The sequence below is a fragment of the Myxococcales bacterium genome, assembly GCA_012517325.1.
In the GTDB taxonomy this organism is placed as follows: domain Bacteria; phylum Lernaellota; class Lernaellaia; order Lernaellales; family Lernaellaceae; genus JAAYVF01.
The window spans coordinates 56,092-72,664 of sequence record JAAYVF010000107.1 but is presented as its reverse complement, the minus strand read 5'-3'; the positions used below and the strand labels follow the sequence as shown (position 1 = coordinate 72,664).

Here is a 16,573-nt window from a genome sequence, read left to right as displayed (position 1 = left end):
GGCAGCTGCCCCTCCAGGACGCAGACCAGCAACCTCATCCGCTGTAACTCCTTGGGAGTCATCGAAATCATGTCCTTCTTCATGGGGGACATAATCGCTAAGCAGTTACAGGGGACAAAGTCGCTAAGCTAATACACATTCGGGCGGCGGCTATTGCATCGCGGCCGCTTTCATGGTACATACGCGCCTCTTTAGTGGCTTTTGTGTCTTTAACGAAGGCCGACGATCCGACCCAACCGGCCGGTGTCCCATCCCGCGATGGGATTGCCGTTGGGGTTGAAGAACGCCGGCGACATTAACCGGAGGGACATTCCATGATCTCCATGAAGCAGATGCTGGAGGCCGGCGCTCATTTCGGCCACCAAACCAAGCGTTGGAACCCGAAGATGAAACCCTACATCTTCGGCGCCCGTAACGGCATTTACATCATCGACCTGCAAAAGACCGCGCAACTGTTCAAGCGCGCCCATCAGGCGGTCGTCGAAGCCGTGGCCAATGGCGGCAACGTGCTGTTCATCGGCACCAAGAAGCAAGCGGCCGAAATCATCGCCGAGGAAGCCAATCGCTGCGGGATGTGGTTCATCAACAACCGGTGGCTGGGCGGCACGATGACCAACTTCGTGACCGTGCGCCACAGCATCGAACATTTGATCTCCCTGCAGGAAATGCGGGACAAGGGCAATTGGGGCCCGGTGACCAAGAAAGAACAGCTCAAGCTGTCGAAAGAGCTGGTCAAGCTGGAACGCAGCCTGGGCGGCTTGCGCAACATGGACAAGCTGCCGGCGATCATTTTCATGATCGACCCGCGCAAGGAAAACATCGCCGTTCACGAAGCCAACAAGCTCGGCATCCCGGTGGTCGCCATCACCGACACCAACTGCGACCCCGATCCGATCGATTACCTCATTCCCAGCAACGACGACGCCATCCGGGCGATCAAACTCTTCACCAGCGCCATCGCCGACGCCGCCATCGAAGGCAAGCAGGTCTTCGAGGAAAACCTGCGGCAGCGCCGCACCAAGGATGAAGCCCCCGCCCGTCACAAACCCGCGCCGCAACCGGTCCCGGTGAAGACCGAGGGCGAAGCCGCGCCGGCGGCGCCGCCGGAAGGCGTGGCGGTCGAAGTGAAGCGCGGCCGCAAGCGCGCCTCGGACGCCCAGAAAGTGGCGGCCGAGTACGACGAAGACGGCCTGCTGGAAGAGGGCGAGGACGCCGCGGAAACCGCCGAAGCGCCGGAAGCCGAAAAAGAATAAGCAACCGAAACGCCGGGTCGCGCCACGGGATCGCCGCCCGGCGACAACCTGTTTTAAGAAGAGGAGCGGTCGATGGAAATCAATGCCAAAATGGTAATGGAGCTGCGCGATAAGACCGGTGTCGGCATGATGGACTGCAAAAAAGCTTTGCAGGAAACGGCCGGCGACATGGAACAGGCCGTCGATTGGCTGCGGAAACGCGGCTTGTCCAAGGCCGCCAAGCGGGCTGATCGCGCGGCCAGCAACGGATATCTCGGCACGAAATTGAGCGCCGGCGCCGACAAGTTCACCTGCGTGGAGCTCAATTGCGAATCCGATTTCGTGGCGAAAACCGAGGGCTTCATCAAATTGGCGCAGGAGCTGGCCGCTCACGTTGACGTCACCGGCACCCTGGATGTCGAGGCGGTCAAAAACGAGAAAATGACCGGCAATCCGGCCGTGACGATCAACGATCTGCTGGGTGAAATGCTGGCCAAGCTCGGCGAAAACATCCGCATCGGCCGCATCCTGCAATGGCAGGCGGCGCCGGGCAACAAACTGGGCTTGTACGTTCACACCGGCGCGACGGCCATCGGCCTGAGCGAAATGACCGGCGTCGCGGGCAAGGACGTGTTCGTGCTGGGCAAGAACCTCGGCATGCAGATCGTCGCTTCCAAACCGCAGTACCTGAACATCGCCGACGTTCCCGCCAACGTGCTGGAACACGAGAAGGAAATCTATCGCGAGGAAGCCAAGGCCGCCGGCAAACCGGAAAAAATCCTCGACAAGATCGCCGAGGGCAAGCTGGCGAAGTTCTACCAGGACAACTGCCTGATCAAGCAGCTTTACGTCCGCGACACCGAAGGCAAACAGACGGTCGAGGATCTGCTGAAGGCCGAAGGCGTCGGCCTCGTTCGCTTCGCGCGGCTGATGGTCGGCCAGGTGTAGTTCGCACAATCATTAAATCGGAAAGGCGATCCGGCAACGGGTCGCCTTTTTCGTTTTACCTGCCGCGCTGCTCCCGCCATCCTTCCTTTCGCCTGGGAGCGCCGGCGTCCCCGCCGACTATTTGCCTCGGTCGCCGAGGCGGCAGTGGAGACCATGCCCTCACGGAAACACCCCAGGCCAATCATTTGGCGTGATATTCACGGCAGCGGCGACTGGAACGTCTCGCCCCACGTCGCGCATTCCGCGTCGGTCATGCTCTCTTGCGCGGTGCGGTATACGGAGAATTCCCCGCCGCCCTGGGCGTTGAACTCGGCCACCACTTCCTCGGTTTCCCGGTCGACGATGGTGCCGGAGACGTGCGGGAATAAGATAAAGATGACGAACCACTTCGTGGCGACCGTCGCGTCCGACAGCATCGGCGCCTCGTTCACGTCCACCGTCACCGTCGCTTCCACGCGGTAACGATCGTTTTGCGCGATCACCAACGCGTCGCGCGGGACGCACTGACGAGCGACCGCATCGAAGCGCCAGTCGTCGTGCCGCCAACCGAGCTGGCCGGCGTCGGCCCGGAAATGCTCCAGGTGCAATTCGCCGTCGCGGACGAAGCCGAGATCCAGGTAATCCAGTTCGGTCGATTCGAAATGGTAGGTCTGCCAGGCCCAGCTCACTTGCGCCGCACGGTCGGTCGCCACGGCGAAATCCCAACCGCCCAGGTTGAACGCCCACCGGCCCCACGAATTTTCGCGATACCCGTGGCCGTCGATGACGATCTCCTCGTCGGTCTGGCGGTTGGTGATCGTTCCGACGACCTTCGTCAGCGGCCATAGCATGTCCACGTTCCATTGTTCCGCGGTCGGGCGCAGCTTGCCGACATCGTCGCCGTGCTCGGGCACGAAGGTTTCCATGCCGCCGCTGAGTTCCGGCCAATCCTGCGAAACGTGCAGGTCCCATTCGAAATTCGCGGTGCGGCCTTCGAGCCGCAACGCGTTTTCCTCGGGCAACGGCGTCATCCGGCCGAACTGCCCGGAGGCGGTATCCTCCGCCGAAAATTCGCGAATCTCGGCCGACGCGGAGAAATGGTCGTAGCCGAAATTCTTGTATTCGGCGACGCGCTCGTCATCGGCGAATTGCCCGGCGATGGCGGTGTTGCCGCCCTGCGGAACGAGGCTGCCGAAGAGATCGGTGCGGTGCCGGGGGTTGGCGATCAGGTAACCGACGCTGCCGGTGAACGAGCCGTCCTCGTTGTGAACCATGAAGTAGTCCCACTCGAAGCTCATGCCGTCGATGGGATCGGGTTCCTCGTAATCGGGACCGAGGATATGCCAGCCGGGCAGGCCGTCGCGGCCCGCCGGCGTGGTATCGTCGTCGTCATCCGCCGGATTGGCGGAATCGTCGTTGTCGTCGTCCGATTGCTCGGTGGGCGACTCATCGTCGTCCGCGTCGTCGGCCGAATCGCAGGCGATGAGCCAGAGACAACCGAGCAGCAGCAGGAAAAGAAAACGAAAGACGTTAGATTGTTTCGACATCGGGCTTCCTTTTCTCGATTCGCGAATTTTTCCAACCATCCCGCACTCAAGGTAGGTAAAAAAATAATGAATGACGGCGGACAAAAGTCAAGGACGAAAGCCGCACCGGCCTGCCGGCGCATAAAAAAACGGCCGGGATGGGAAGTCCCGGCCGTCGGCGTTCGTCAAACGGCGTTCAGCGGAGTTTCGCGGGCGGCGTATAGCCGAGGCCCAGATAGGCGGTCCAGTAGTCCTGGTTCGAACCCGCGGTATTCATCCACAAAAAGTCGACGTTCACGCCGGCGAGCGCCGGGATGTCGATCGGCAGATTGCTGAAGATCACGTCGAGCAGGCCGCCCAAGAGTTCGGCCAGCCAGTCGGCCAGGAAAGTGGCCAGCGGCGCATCCTCGTTGAGCGGGTTGTCGATGAACAGCATGTTGAGGGTCAGCCGCGGGAAGCCCAGCACCAGCGCGTTCTGCACCGCGTCGGCGTCGATGGCGAACGTGGCGTCCAGGCTCAATTCCATCGCCCGCCAGGGAGCGACGCCGTATGGATGCAGATAAACGTCCATCCGCCAGTCGGGGATGTTCAGCCAGAGGCTGCCGTCTTCGCCGGGCAGCGACACCGGCGGCACCTCGGCGTGCAGCACGATGCTCACCGGCGTTTCGGGATCGACCGCGCCCAAACTCGGGAAGAGCAGCGCCAGCGTGCCGGCATTGAGCGCGAGCGGAATGATGTCATCCTGCAGGCCGGCCGCGCCGATCGCCAGATCGAAGATCTGCGAATCCGCCGCCGCGAGGAGAATCCGGTTCAGCAGATCGTCGGCCAGCGCCACGCCGACGCCGAAATCCTGCGCCGCGGGCGGGCGGCCGCCGACGAAATCGGGCGGCGCGCCGGGTGTCGATAGCGAACCGCGCGGCCAGGGCAGCGACGGATCGGGGTCGGTCAGGGAGACGTTCAGGTCGAAACCGGCTTCCAGGCCGCCGGCGCCGATGTCGATCGCCGCCAGGCCCAGTTCCAGATCGAAGCCGATCAGCGTGGTCTGCACCGAGAAATCGGCCAGGGCGGTTTCCAGCAGCCCGGGCAGCGTATCGGCCATCAGGTTCTCGAGCAGGCCCTCGACGGTGTTGAGGATCAGGTTGATCAGGCCTTCGCCGATCGCAGCCGGCAACGAGCCTTCAAACGTGACGTCCTCGTGGCTGATCGAGAAATTGGTGATGGTGACGTTCGCCTCGCCGTCGGCGACGGTGATGTCCGCCAGGCCCTGGAACGCCAGTTTACCGATGGTGGTGTTCAATTCGATCGGCAGCGCGCCCAGCGAGATGGTCAGGCCGAGTTCGACGTCCTGCAACTCGCCCTGGAAGCCGAAGCCGTTATCCAGAAACGCGCCCTGGAAGTCGGCGCCGCCGATGGCCGCCGCGGTGATCTCGACCGTGAGCGTGCCGTTGTCGATGATCGGGTTGAGCGGCTCGAGCAGCGGCATCAAGTCCAGATCGTTGAGCAGGTTGCCCAGCAAGGCGTTGATCGTCGTCAGCGCCTGATCGCCGAGCGCCAGATAAAAGGCGTCGTCGACCGGTTGATCCGCCGGCAGCATCGCGCCGCGGATCACGACCACGCGGGCGCCGCTCAAGGGCGAATCGTCGCCGGTCGCGGTGATGTAAATCGGCAGCACCGTTTCGCCGCCGTCGAAGGTGACTTGCGTCTGGAACGCGCCGTTGACCACGGGCACCGCGACGTCGTTGACGATGACCTCGTCCACTGCCACGCCGGTGACCGTGCCGGCGACCGGGACCACGGCGCCGGTGACGAACTCACCGGGTTGCGGCGTCGTCACGTTGACGACCGGGCGATCCGGTTCGTGGTTCCAGGGATCGGAATAGGCGGGGGTGGAATCGTCGTCGTCGCCCGGCTCTCCGGAGGAATCGGACGAATCGTCATCGTCGCCGGAGTCGCAGGCAGCCGCAAACAGCACCAGCAGAAACACGAGCATCAACCAATGCAAACGACGCATTCATCGGCCTCCTTCACAAAAAAGCGGCCCTATGTTACACCAAGACGCACTCGACTCAAAAGGCCCACTTTCTACGGGGGGCCCCGACCTTTTTCCGGGCGGGCGACTCCCCGGCGCGACAAAGGAGATCTCGCCATGCGTCGAAGCCTCACCCTATTCCTTGCTCTCGGATGCCTGTTGTGGTGCATCGCCTGCGCCGAGGACGATTACACCCTCGACGATCAGGCCACCCACAGCATCACCCGCATCCACACCCAAAACAATTATTTCAAAGACGAATACGGCCGCTACCTCTTTCTCCACGGCGCCAACGTCAGCGGCAGCACCAAACTGCCCGCGACGGTCGACCCGGTCTCCTACACCGGCAAGCCGTTTCCGTTGGACGAGGCCGACGCCAACTTCGCCAAGCTACGCGACCTGGGCTTCAACTTCATCCGGCTGCTGGTGATCTGGGAAGGCGTGGAGCCCGAGGTCAGCGGCGAGTACGACGAGGAATATCTCGATTACATCGAGCAGATCGTCGCCAAGGCCAATGATTACGGCATTTACGTGATGCTCGACATGCACCAGGATCTGTTTTCGCGCTGGCTGCGCAAATATTACGTCGACGACTCCGGCGGCAACGCACTGGAGACCCTGCCCGGCCTCGAGGACTTCGCCTCGCCGCCGTTCAACGACGTGATCCAGGGCGACGGCGCGCCGCGCTGGGTGGTGCAACTGGGCTTGCCCGAAAAGAACGTCGGCGGCCCGCAGTGGGGCCTGCCGCGCTCGCTGGTCGGCGACCAGCGCGAAACCAGCGACATGCTGCCCCTGCATTGGGGAGTCGACAATTTCCTGTCGCTCGACGTCGCCCGCTGTTCCGCCACCTTCTTCGCGGGCAAAACGCTTTATCCCAATTACCTCGTGGACGGCAAGAACGTTCAGGACTACCTACAGGATTCCTTCGCCAACGCGTGGCTCCAGATCGTCAAACGCGTCAAGTCGTATCCGAACGTGCTGGGCTACGACCTGATCAACGAACCGCTCGGCCTGTACGTCGTCTATACGCTCTACGCCCTGCTCTACCAGGAAGCCAAGGACACGACGGACAACGTTCTGAGCCAGCAGCAGGTGGAAGACCAGGTCGACATCGTCCTGGAACAATTGCGCCGCAGCGGCATGCCTGAAAGCGACCTGGTGATCATGCGCGACCTGTATCTGAATTGGGTCGAACTGCCGCGCACTCCCGACGAGTTCGAGGCGTCGGGCTTCCCGCTCGGCGAAAGCCCCTACAAGCCCGACCTGACGGCGGCGTTCGGGCTGAACTCGAATTTCAACCGGAACTTCCTGCAGCCGTTCTTCAGCCGGGTCGGCCAGGCCGTGCAGGCGGAAGATCCGGACGCGATCATCGTGATCGAGTCGACGATCGGGCTGGACGACACGGCCGGGTTGTTCGGCTTTTACATCACGCCGATGCTCGCGCCCGAGGGCATCAACCAACTGGCTTTCGGACCGCACTACTACGCCGACGTCTATCCGTTCGTGCTCAGCTACAACCCGACTCCGCGCGACTTCACCGTCGACGAAATCAGTTTCCGCGACTACAGCGAGGGAATTCTCGGCGCGATCAAGCAGGCGTCCTTCTCGCTGGGCAACGTGCCGGTGATCCTCGGCGAGTTCGGCACCTACTTCAACCTGGGCGGCATCGAGAAAGCGACCGAATCCGATTTCATCGTGCCGGCCCACATCATCGACAACTATTACGACACCCTCGAGGCGAACCTGATCAACCGCTCGATCTGGTGCTACTCCAGCGAAAACACCGCGCTGTGGGGCGAAGGCTGGAACCGCGAGGACTTCTCGATCCTCGACACCAACCAGCAGCCGCGCGCCAGCGACGCCTACAGCCGCATCACGCCGCGCTTCACCTCGGGCCGGCTGGTTTCCTACAAATACAACTCGCCGCTGGCCTACTACGACCCGCGGCCCGGCGTACCGACCCCCTACCAGGAATTCAATCTGGAGATGCTCGGCCTGGAATCGTCGGCGCCGACCGAAATCACCATTCCGAAGGCGAAATTCGCCCAGGGCTTCTACGTCTACGTTTCCGACGGCCGCTGCCTCTACGATCCCGAGCGGGGAATCCTATATTGGTATCCTTATGACGACGACCCGAACGTCAGCCACACGATCCGCATCCGGCCGCCGTACGACGATTACGGCGATTCGAGTTGGAACTACTACTTCGACGGCGAAAAGATGTTGGAGGGACGCCAATGAACAAATCGACCTTGCTGCTTTTGCTCGCCGGCGCGCTGCTGTTGGTCGGAACCGTCGGTTCGGCCCGGGCGCAGAACGAGGGTTCCACCGAGTTGAACCTGCCGGCGTTCGACGTGGAATTCCGGAATTTCTTCCTGATCCAGAACGACCGCGACTTCGACCGCACCGATCCGCTCTATGACGAGAACGGCCAGACGGTCGGCTATTTCGCGACGATCCTGCGGCCGGGCATGACCTGGAACCCCATCGAGCAGGTGCTCGTGCGCTATCAACTGCAGATCGGCGAAAACCTCTGGAGCCGCAACAACGCCGAGGAACGCGACCCGAGCGCCGCCGACGTGCCCGTCTTCCAGACCCGCGAAATCTGGGCCGACGTGCTGCTGCCCGGTCAGGTCGGCGTCCGCACCGGCTACCAATACCTGTACGACCCGACCCACCTGTTCCTCGACCGGCACCTGGGCGCGCTGCAACTCTATTACGACCTCGACAACCTCCGCCTGGTGCTGCTGGGCGCGATGATGCCCGATTCGGTTTACGAAGGCACCACCGCCGAACCGCCCGCCACCGAACTGGAACAGAACAACTTCGAGCACGACTCGTTCATCTACGCGTTCCAGGCCGAAATGCGCGCCGGCGATTGGGCGATTGTTCCGGCGATTTACGGCTGGAACGACAAGACCGAGGTCGGCCGCGAAAAGAACCTGGTCAACCCCTGCGTGCACGCCGACGGCCCGCTCGGCCGGCACGTCGCCCTCGACGCCGATCTGGCCCTGCAATGGGGCCTGTTCCGCAACGGCGGCATCGACAACAAGGATGTCGACCTGTTCGGCTACGCGGCGCAGATCGGCGTGCTGGCCGAGTGGACGAAGGCGAATCTGCGCGGCAACGCCCTCTTCTTCTCGGGCGACAACGGCGACCGCGCGGACCTGCTGGACACCGGCTACACCTATTCCGGCTGGTCGAAGAGCGCGACGCTGCTCTTGTCGGAAAACGAGCTGCAGGACCAGTACGACAACCTCGACGAGCGCGTCGCGCGCCAGCACGCGGGCATGCTGCTGGCCGACGTCCGAGCCGGTTACCTGCCGATCGAAAGCCTGGAGCTGTTCGGCGTCGTCGGTTACGGCCGGGCGATCCAAACCGACGAATTGGCCGATGACGCCACGGTGGGCGTCGAAGGCGACCTGGGCCTGACCTGGACGCCTTACGCGCCGTATGTCTCGTTCACGGTGCTGGGCGCGGGCCTCTGGCCGGGCGAATCCGGCGCCGCGGTCCGCAACGAAATCGACCTCGCCGCCAAGGATCCAATCTACGGCGGCCAGGCGCTGATGGACATCAAGTTCTGATTTTCGCTTAACGAAAACGGCCCTCGCTCCCACCGGAGCGAGGGCCGTTTGTTTTAACGGTTACGCTTTGTCACTGAGTCTTTTTGTTCGCCCGCAACCCGGGGATGAGCATCAGGACGCCGAAGATCAGCAGGATGACACCCCAGTCCAGGTTGACGTTCATATTGGCCGAGCGGGCATACATTTCGGCGTTGCCCGCGGTCACCAGCCCGAAGATCGTCAGGATCACACCCAGAATCGTGAACATGCCGCCGATCGGCACGCGGATATCGAGTTTCATTGTCGTTACCTCCGCTTTCTACCAGAAGATGAGATTGAGAACGGCCGTCAACACCAGCACCACGATCGCCAGCACGGCCGGCCGTTGGTACCAGTATTTCGAATCGTCCTCGGGTTTCGGCGTCAGGGAGTAAACCAGGCCCTTCATATCCGCATCGGTCCGCGGCTTGGTGAACAAGCTGATGATGATCGAAACGACGATGCAAACCGTGAACGCCCAGATCGCCGTCCAGAAGTTCTGCGACATCTCGCTCGGGTACGTCTCCAGGAGGCCCAGGTAGCCGCCCTTGAAGCCGACCGCCGCGCCGGCCGGCAGGGTCAGGCCGTGGTGCGCGGCCGCCGCCAGCGTGCCCGAAAGCAGGCCGAAGAACGCGCCGTGGCCGCTCGTCCGCTTCCAGAACATGCCCAGCGCGAAAGTCGCGAAGAGCGGCGCGTTCACGAAGGCGAACACGAGCTGCAAGAGGTCCATGATGTTGTTGTAGGACTTGGCGACGTAGGCCGCCCCGATACTCAGGACAATGCCGAAGACGGTCGTGAACCTCCCCATCCAGAGCAGGTGTTCGTCGCCGGCTTTTTTGTTGATGTAGCTCTGGTAGATGTCGTAGGTCCACACCGTATTGAACGCCGTGACGTTGCCCGCCATGCCCGACATGAACGAGGCCAGCAGCGCCGTCAGGCCCAAACCAAGCAAACCGGCCGGCATGAGGGTCATCAGCATTTTCGGGGTCGCCAGATCGTAATCGAGCAGCACCCGGCCGCGCTTGTCGACCATCGGCTTGCCGTCGGCGTCCTTCTTCGGCGGAATCAGGCCTTCCTCGACCGGTGCGGCGGCGACCACCGGCTGGCCGTCCACGGTGGCGACGGCGGCGGCCGGATCGGAGGCCGGCCTCCAGTTGGCGACGTAATGCGCGGTGCCGGCCATGGCGATCATGCCGGGCACGATCACCAGGAAGGGGAACAGCATCTTGGGAATCGCCGCGATCAGCGGGGTACGGCGCGCGGCCGACATCGAATTGGCGGCCATGGCGCGTTGCACGACGAGGAAGTCGGTGCACCAGTAGCCGAACGACAGCACGAAGCCCAGGCCCATCACCAGGCCGAACCACTCGACGCCGATCGGGTTGGTCGCCGCGCTGCCCATGTGCGACCAGGAGGAGGTGTAGGCGGTCGCCGGCAGGCCGTTCGCCGTCGCCGCGACCATCAACTTTTCCTTGATGCCCGACCAGCCGCCGACTTTTTTCAGGCCGATGTAGACCAGCGGCAGGAAGCCGAAGACGATCAGGAAGAACTGCAAGACCTCGTTGTAGATGGCGCTGGTCAAGCCGCCCAGGAAGATGTAGACGAGCACGATCGCGCCCGCGACCAGGATTGCCATGTTGAAGTCCCAGCCCAGCAGCAGCTCGAAGAGCTTGCCCATCGCGTACATCGACACGCCGGAGGAGAAGATGGTCATCGCCGCGAAGGAAATGGCGTTCAGGCCGCGCGTTTTTTCATCGAAGCGCAGCTTGAGGTATTCCGGCACCGACCGGGCGCGCGAGCCGTAATAAAACGGCATCATGAAAATGCCGACGAACACCATCGCCGGAATCGCGCCGATCCAATAAAAGTGGCTCGTGGCAATGCCGTACTTCGCGCCCATCGCGCCCATGCCGATGACTTCCTGCGCCCCGAGGTTGGCCGAAATGAACGCCAATCCCGTGATCCAGGCCGGAATGGACCGGCCCGACAAGAAGAAATCGTTGCTGGACTTGGTGTAGCGCTTGAGCGCAAACCCGATGCCCAGCACGAACGCGAGGTAGATCGCCATGATCGAATAATCGATCCAGGTCAAATGTGTCATGGTCTCTGTCATGGGAACTTGACCGCCTTTTGGATTGTTGGACCTTTCGCCTATCATTCGCCACGCCGCCCGGCGCGGTGACACATCGAAATCCGTTCAACTCGCGGTTGGCCGAATTATACCCCGGCGACCGGGGACCGCAAGTTACACGCCCCGCGGCTAATACGTTACGGTCATCGCCGCCTGGCCCTGATAGAGCGGGTCGTGGGCGGTCTTGTCGATGGCGTTCTGCAACTGCCCCGCCGCCTCGCCCGGCAGCAGGCCGCCGCCGATCAGCGAGAAGGTCAGGTGTTTCTGGATCGGCGACCAGGCGACGCCGAACTGCCCTTCCGTGCCGAGATACGATTCGCCGTCGGTGTTGGTGTCGTCCAACACGAAACCCGCGCCGAGCGTCAGGAACAGGCGCACGTCCTCGGTCGGCTTGACCGCGAATTCCTGGTCGGCCAGAAACAGGCCGGCGTCCTGCGCCGCGACCCGTTCGTCGACGTTGTCGTACTGGTCGTGCAGCTCGTTGAGCGACAGGATCAACGTGGCGCTCTTCGACCAGCCCGAATACCGGAAGCCGGTGTCGAACTGATCGAGCTTGTCGCCGTCGTCGGCGGTGAAGGCCAGCAGGTTGTAGCGCAGGCCGATCAGGCGCCATTCGGCGTCCACGTTCGCCTGCGCCGCGCCGGCCAGCATGGTGACGTCGCGGTTGTCGAGCCCGGCGCGCAAATACTGGCCGTATTGGCCGACCAGATCGACGTCCAGTTTCACGATCGGGCCCAGCGGCGCGTGGTAATTGGCCGCCACGCTGAGCACGCCCTTGGGCCGGTCGACTTCGGTTTTATCCCAATTGAAAAACACGCCCGGCGACAGCACGCCCGCGCCCAGCGGATGGCGCGACCAGGCGCCGAACAGAAAATTGTCCTGTTCGAAATTGTTCGCCGACAGGCGCAGGCCGTCGGTTTCCTCGCCGAATCCCTCGTAGACCTGATCGGGAATCTGGCCCGCGCCGACGGTCACCTGCTGGCCGCCGACCTGGTAAAACGCCGTGGCCAGGCCGATGTGCCGGTCGATCACCAGATGGGTGGGGTCGTAGAAATACTGGAAGCCCAGCCGCGTTCCCAGTCTGCCGTTCGGCGTCGTGGCCTCGGCCCAGATTTCCTTGTGCCGGAAGACGGCCGTTTCTTCAGAGTACGGATCGTCGCCGTAGGGATCGTTGCGGCTCCACAGGTTGTCGCCGACCTCGAGCTGATAGCGCAGGGTCAGGATTTCCGCCGGCCGCCAGGTCAGGCCCGGCCGCATCGTGGTCAGCACGTAGCCGACGCTCTGGCCGTTGGCCTCGTACAAGGGCTCGGTCCGGTCGAAATCGCGGTCGTTGGCCGCGTAAAAGTAGGTTTGAAAGAAGATGTCGAACGCCGGCAGCAGGTTCTCGGTCGCCGCCGCCGGCTCGCCCGCCGTCGCGCCGAACGCCGGCGTCAGGAGCATCCCGAGCAACAAGATCCCGGCCGCAATCGCGTGCATCCGTTTCATGAGCGCACCCCCTCGATCACCTGGTCGCCGTTGAAGAAGTAGTCCCAATCCTCGTCGCCGTAGTCCGCGTAGGGCGGCCGAATCCGGATGTCGTGCACCGTCGCGGGATCGTCGGCGGCGGGGAACCAGTAGAGGACGTAGGTGTGCGGGTCATAGTAGCAGCGGCCGTCGGAAATCCGCACGTAGAAGCCGTCGGTGTACTGCAGGGGCGGCACGTAAATTTCGGTGGGCGCCGTGGTTTCCTTCGACGCCATTTCCATGGCGAATTCGAGGTACGGCGTCGGCTCGTTCGGCCGCGGCTCGAAATAATGCAGCGGCGAATAGAAGTGCATCGACAGCAGCCGGCCGCTGGTGAAGCGCGGCACGGCGCGCGAATACGCTTGCCAGCCGCGCGGCTTCAGGTCCGGGTCCACCACCGAGAAGTCCTCCTTGTTCCAACCGTCGCCGTTGTCGTAATTGTTCAGGTGCGAATAGGCCCAGATCATCCGGTGCATCAGCTTCTTTTCGTAGACCTCGTAATACGGATCGATGATGTACTGCGACAGCTCGTAGCCGGTCGCCCGCGCCTGGTCGATGCCGCCGAAATTGAAGTACGCGCCGAATTCGCCCAGCACCACCGGCGGATTGCCCAGGCTGTAGGTGGCGTAATCGATCGCCTCGTCGATCGGCCCCTCGTAATCGCGGAAGCGGATTTCGCCGACCTCGAAATCGCGCGGCGGCTGGTTGAAGCCGATATTCGGGTAGATATCGACGTATTTGTGCGGCGCGTACACCTGCTGCTCGATGCCCTGCAACGGGGTCATCGGCGCCGCCCATTGGCCGGAAATGCCCTTGTCGGGCAAGCCGGTGATCGTTTCGAAGAAGATGATCGCGTTCGGATCCTCGTGCTGGATGGCCGCGCCAATCCGTTCGTAGAAGGGTTGCAGGTAGGTCTTGTTGAAGTTGGCGTTGAGCGCGATGGCCGCGAACAGGTTGGGCCGATAGGGCGAGCCCGCCGCCGGAATGAAGCCCGACGATTCGATCTCGCTTTTGCTGTGCGGCAACAGGTCGTAATCCAGCAGGACCGCGCGCAGCAATTGGCTCTGCTCCTCGGGGAAGCCCTGGCCGCGCATTTCCTTCAGGTAGGCGTTGAGCGCCGCCTCGACCTGCGACGGCGTCAGTTCGCCGCTCGGGCTGGCCGCGGCCTCGCGGTAAAGCAGCGCGTAGAGGGTCAGCATGATGAACACACCGCCCGGCTCGTTGATGATGTCGTAGCCGAGCACGTTGTCATAACCGGCCAGCCGTTTCGCCACTTGGGCGAACGAATTGGCGTAGGCCTCCTGCAGGTAGTCCTTCAGGTTCTGGCCGTCGATGAAATAGTCGGGCCAGACCACGTCGCCGGCGAACAGCGCCGCGTAGCAGCGGTTCTCGTCCAGCGAGGTGCCGACGTTCAGGAACCAGCTCGTCCAGGGCAGCACGTCGGAAGTCTCGTTCGGGTTGTCGACCAGCGCGTAGGGCAGGCCCCACTTCGGGCCGCCGACGTTCTTTTCGGGCAACGCGGCCTGCACCACCCAGCGCGGCGCGCCGTCGCCGTTGACCTTGTTGTTGTAACCGTACCGCTCGGCCAGCTCGATTTCCGCCGGGTTCACCAGGCCCATCACGCCCGAGCCGTCGTTGAAGTACTTCAGCAGGTGCCGCGAAAACATGTCCTGGTGCATGTCGATCAGGCAGTAGATGCCGTACTCGCCCGCCTTGGCCACCGCGGTTTCCAGGTAATCGAGGTATTCCTCGTCGTAGACGCCCTTTTCATCGGGCTCGATCGCTTCCCACTGAATGAGAAACCGCACCGAATTGAAGCCCAACTGCTGGATGATCCGGAAATTCTTGTCCAGTTCGTCCACCGGGAACGGCTTGCCGACGTAGGAAATGGGATCCCAAACCACCGGCCCGCTCTTCGGATCGGCCAGGTTGATGCCGTTGAGGTAGAGGTAGCGCCCCTGCTGGTCCTTGAAGAACGTCTGCTGGACGTGGACGCGGGTGAGCGAATCCTGGTACTGGTCTTGCGGCTCGTAATCGTCGTCGCAGGCCGCCAGGACCAGCAACAACGACACGCAGAGAAGAAGACGGATGAGTCTCATGAATAGCTCCTCGGGGAGTGGGTGGACGGACGGCGTCGGAACGACAAACGATCGTGGATCATGCCGGCAGATTAAGGTAAGCCGCGGGCGGAATGCAAGGTCGAGAAGAAAGTCCAATTATTGGATCAACTGGTTCGCGAAACGGGTTTTTCGGCTGCTCCGAGGCCGATTAAGGCTTGAGAATCAGCCGCGCGCAGCGCCGGACGGCCAGGTACGAATAGGCCCATTGCACCAGCACCGAAAACCGGTTGCGGAATCCGATCAAAAACAGGACGTGGACGAACAGCCACGCCAGCCAGGCCGGCCAGCCCGCGAACCGCACGCCGAACACCTCGGCGACCGCCCGGTAGCGGCCGATGGTCGCCATCTTGCCGCGGTCGAGATAGTGAAACGGCCGGCGCGCCTTGCCGGCCACGTCCAGCCGGATGTTGAGCGCCGCGTGGTCGCCTTCCTGCATGGCCACCGCCGCCAGACCCGGCAACGGCGGTTGGCCGCCGATTTCGAAATGAGCCAGATCGCCGGCCACGAAAACGCGCGGATCGTCCGGCGCCGTCAGGTCCTCGTTGACCAACACCCGGCCCGCCCGGTCGAGCGGCAACCCCAGGCTCTTGGTGAGCGGCGACGCGGCGACGCCCGCCGTCCATAAAACCGTGCGGGACGGCACGAATTCGTCGCCCACTTGCACGCCTTCGGGGGTGATGTTCTTCACGATCGTCTGCAGCCGGATTTCCACCCCCAGTTTTTCCAAGGCCTGTTGCGCCTTGGCCGACAATATTTCAGGGAACGGCGGCAAGACGCGCGGCGCAGCCTCGACCATGATGACCCGCGTGAGCTTCGGGTCGATGCGCCGGAAATCGTGCACCATCACCTGCCCGGCGATTTCACGGATCGCCCCGGCCAACTCGACGCCGGTCGGCCCCGCGCCGACGATCACGAAGGTCAGCAGCGCCTTGACCTCCTCCGGATCGCTCGCCAACTCCGCCGCCTCGAAAGCCGACAGAATCCGCCGCCGCATGGCCAGCGCATCGTGCAAATCCTTGAGGCTGGGAGCGACGTCGCGCCATTCGTCATGGCCGAAAAAATTGGTCACCATGCCGGCGGCCAGGATCAGATAATCGTAAGTGATTTCTTCGTGTTCGAGCAGCACCGCACGCCGGGACCGGTCGATGTCCCGCACTTCGGACATGATCACCCGCGCGTTTTTCTGCTTGCGCAAAATCGCCCGGATCGGCGTGGCGATATCGACCGCCGCGAGGCCCGCCGTCGCCACCTGATAAAGCAGCGGCTGAAAGACGTGGTGGTTGTTCTTGTCGATCACCACCACCTCGACCGGCGCACGTCGCAAGGCTTTGGCCGCATGAATCCCGGCGAAACCGCCGCCGATGATCACCACGCGCGGCAACTGATTTCCGGCTGGCGTCTGAGTCATCGATAACCCCTTGAATTTCGACAAAATTTAATCATGAGCGGGCGCGAGTGGCAACTCGGCGAAAAAAATCTTTCGCGGCGCGGGGATAAAAGCGG

Annotated in this window: 11 protein-coding genes; 4 read left to right on the top strand and 7 right to left on the bottom strand. The window is 62.7% G+C overall.

From position 1 onward, the window contains the following. Positions 1-314: 314 nt before the first annotated feature. Entirely contained in the window at positions 315-1,253 is a 939-nt protein-coding gene (gene rpsB / locus GX444_18630) for a 30S ribosomal protein S2 (protein NLH50596.1), read from the top strand. Positions 1,254-1,325: 72 nt separating this feature from the next. Then, on the top strand, positions 1,326-2,180 hold the full coding sequence (gene tsf, locus GX444_18625; protein NLH50595.1) for a translation elongation factor Ts: 855 nt from the start codon (positions 1,326-1,328) through the stop codon (positions 2,178-2,180). A 197-nt stretch (positions 2,181-2,377) separates the two neighbouring features. On the opposite strand, the gene GX444_18620 is transcribed toward tsf, so the two are convergent. Both GX444_18620 and GX444_18615 read right to left on the bottom strand, forming a co-directional pair. After that, positions 2,378-3,706 (bottom strand): hypothetical protein, encoded by a 1,329-nt coding sequence (locus GX444_18620; protein NLH50594.1) that lies wholly within the window; start codon positions 3,704-3,706, stop codon positions 2,378-2,380. Between the two features lie 175 nt (positions 3,707-3,881). Beyond that, on the bottom strand, positions 3,882-5,696 hold the full coding sequence (locus tag GX444_18615) for a hypothetical protein (GenBank protein ID NLH50593.1): 1,815 nt from the start codon (positions 5,694-5,696) through the stop codon (positions 3,882-3,884). A gap of 135 nt (positions 5,697-5,831) precedes the next feature. Here GX444_18615 and GX444_18610 point away from each other — a divergent pair, with 135 nt between their 5' ends. Both GX444_18610 and GX444_18605 read left to right on the top strand, forming a co-directional pair. After that, on the top strand, positions 5,832-7,955 hold the full coding sequence (locus GX444_18610) for a glycoside hydrolase family 5 protein (GenBank protein ID NLH50592.1): 2,124 nt from the start codon (positions 5,832-5,834) through the stop codon (positions 7,953-7,955). After that, positions 7,952-9,298, top strand: coding sequence for a hypothetical protein (locus GX444_18605; protein NLH50591.1), 1,347 nt, complete (start codon positions 7,952-7,954; stop codon positions 9,296-9,298). Before GX444_18610 ends, GX444_18605 begins: the two co-directional genes overlap by 4 nt. Before the next feature lie 70 nt (positions 9,299-9,368). Here GX444_18605 and GX444_18600 read toward each other — a convergent pair whose 3' ends face one another. From GX444_18600 to GX444_18580, 5 genes are all read right to left on the bottom strand, one after another. Continuing rightward, positions 9,369-9,578, bottom strand: coding sequence for a hypothetical protein (locus GX444_18600; protein ID NLH50590.1), 210 nt, complete (start codon positions 9,576-9,578; stop codon positions 9,369-9,371). Between the two features lie 18 nt (positions 9,579-9,596). Then, positions 9,597-11,474 (bottom strand): sodium:solute symporter family protein, encoded by a 1,878-nt coding sequence (locus GX444_18595; protein ID NLH50589.1) that lies wholly within the window; start codon positions 11,472-11,474, stop codon positions 9,597-9,599. A 102-nt stretch (positions 11,475-11,576) separates the two neighbouring features. Beyond that, positions 11,577-12,932 (bottom strand): hypothetical protein, encoded by a 1,356-nt coding sequence (locus tag GX444_18590; protein NLH50588.1) that lies wholly within the window; start codon positions 12,930-12,932, stop codon positions 11,577-11,579. Further along, positions 12,929-15,049 (bottom strand): glycoside hydrolase family 5 protein, encoded by a 2,121-nt coding sequence (locus GX444_18585; GenBank protein ID NLH50587.1) that lies wholly within the window; start codon positions 15,047-15,049, stop codon positions 12,929-12,931. The genes GX444_18590 and GX444_18585 overlap by 4 nt, the downstream gene beginning before the upstream one ends. A gap of 169 nt (positions 15,050-15,218) precedes the next feature. Further along, positions 15,219-16,478, bottom strand: a complete 1,260-nt coding sequence (locus tag GX444_18580) for an NAD(P)/FAD-dependent oxidoreductase (protein NLH50586.1) — start codon at positions 16,476-16,478, stop codon at positions 15,219-15,221. Positions 16,479-16,573: the final 95 nt, after the last annotated feature.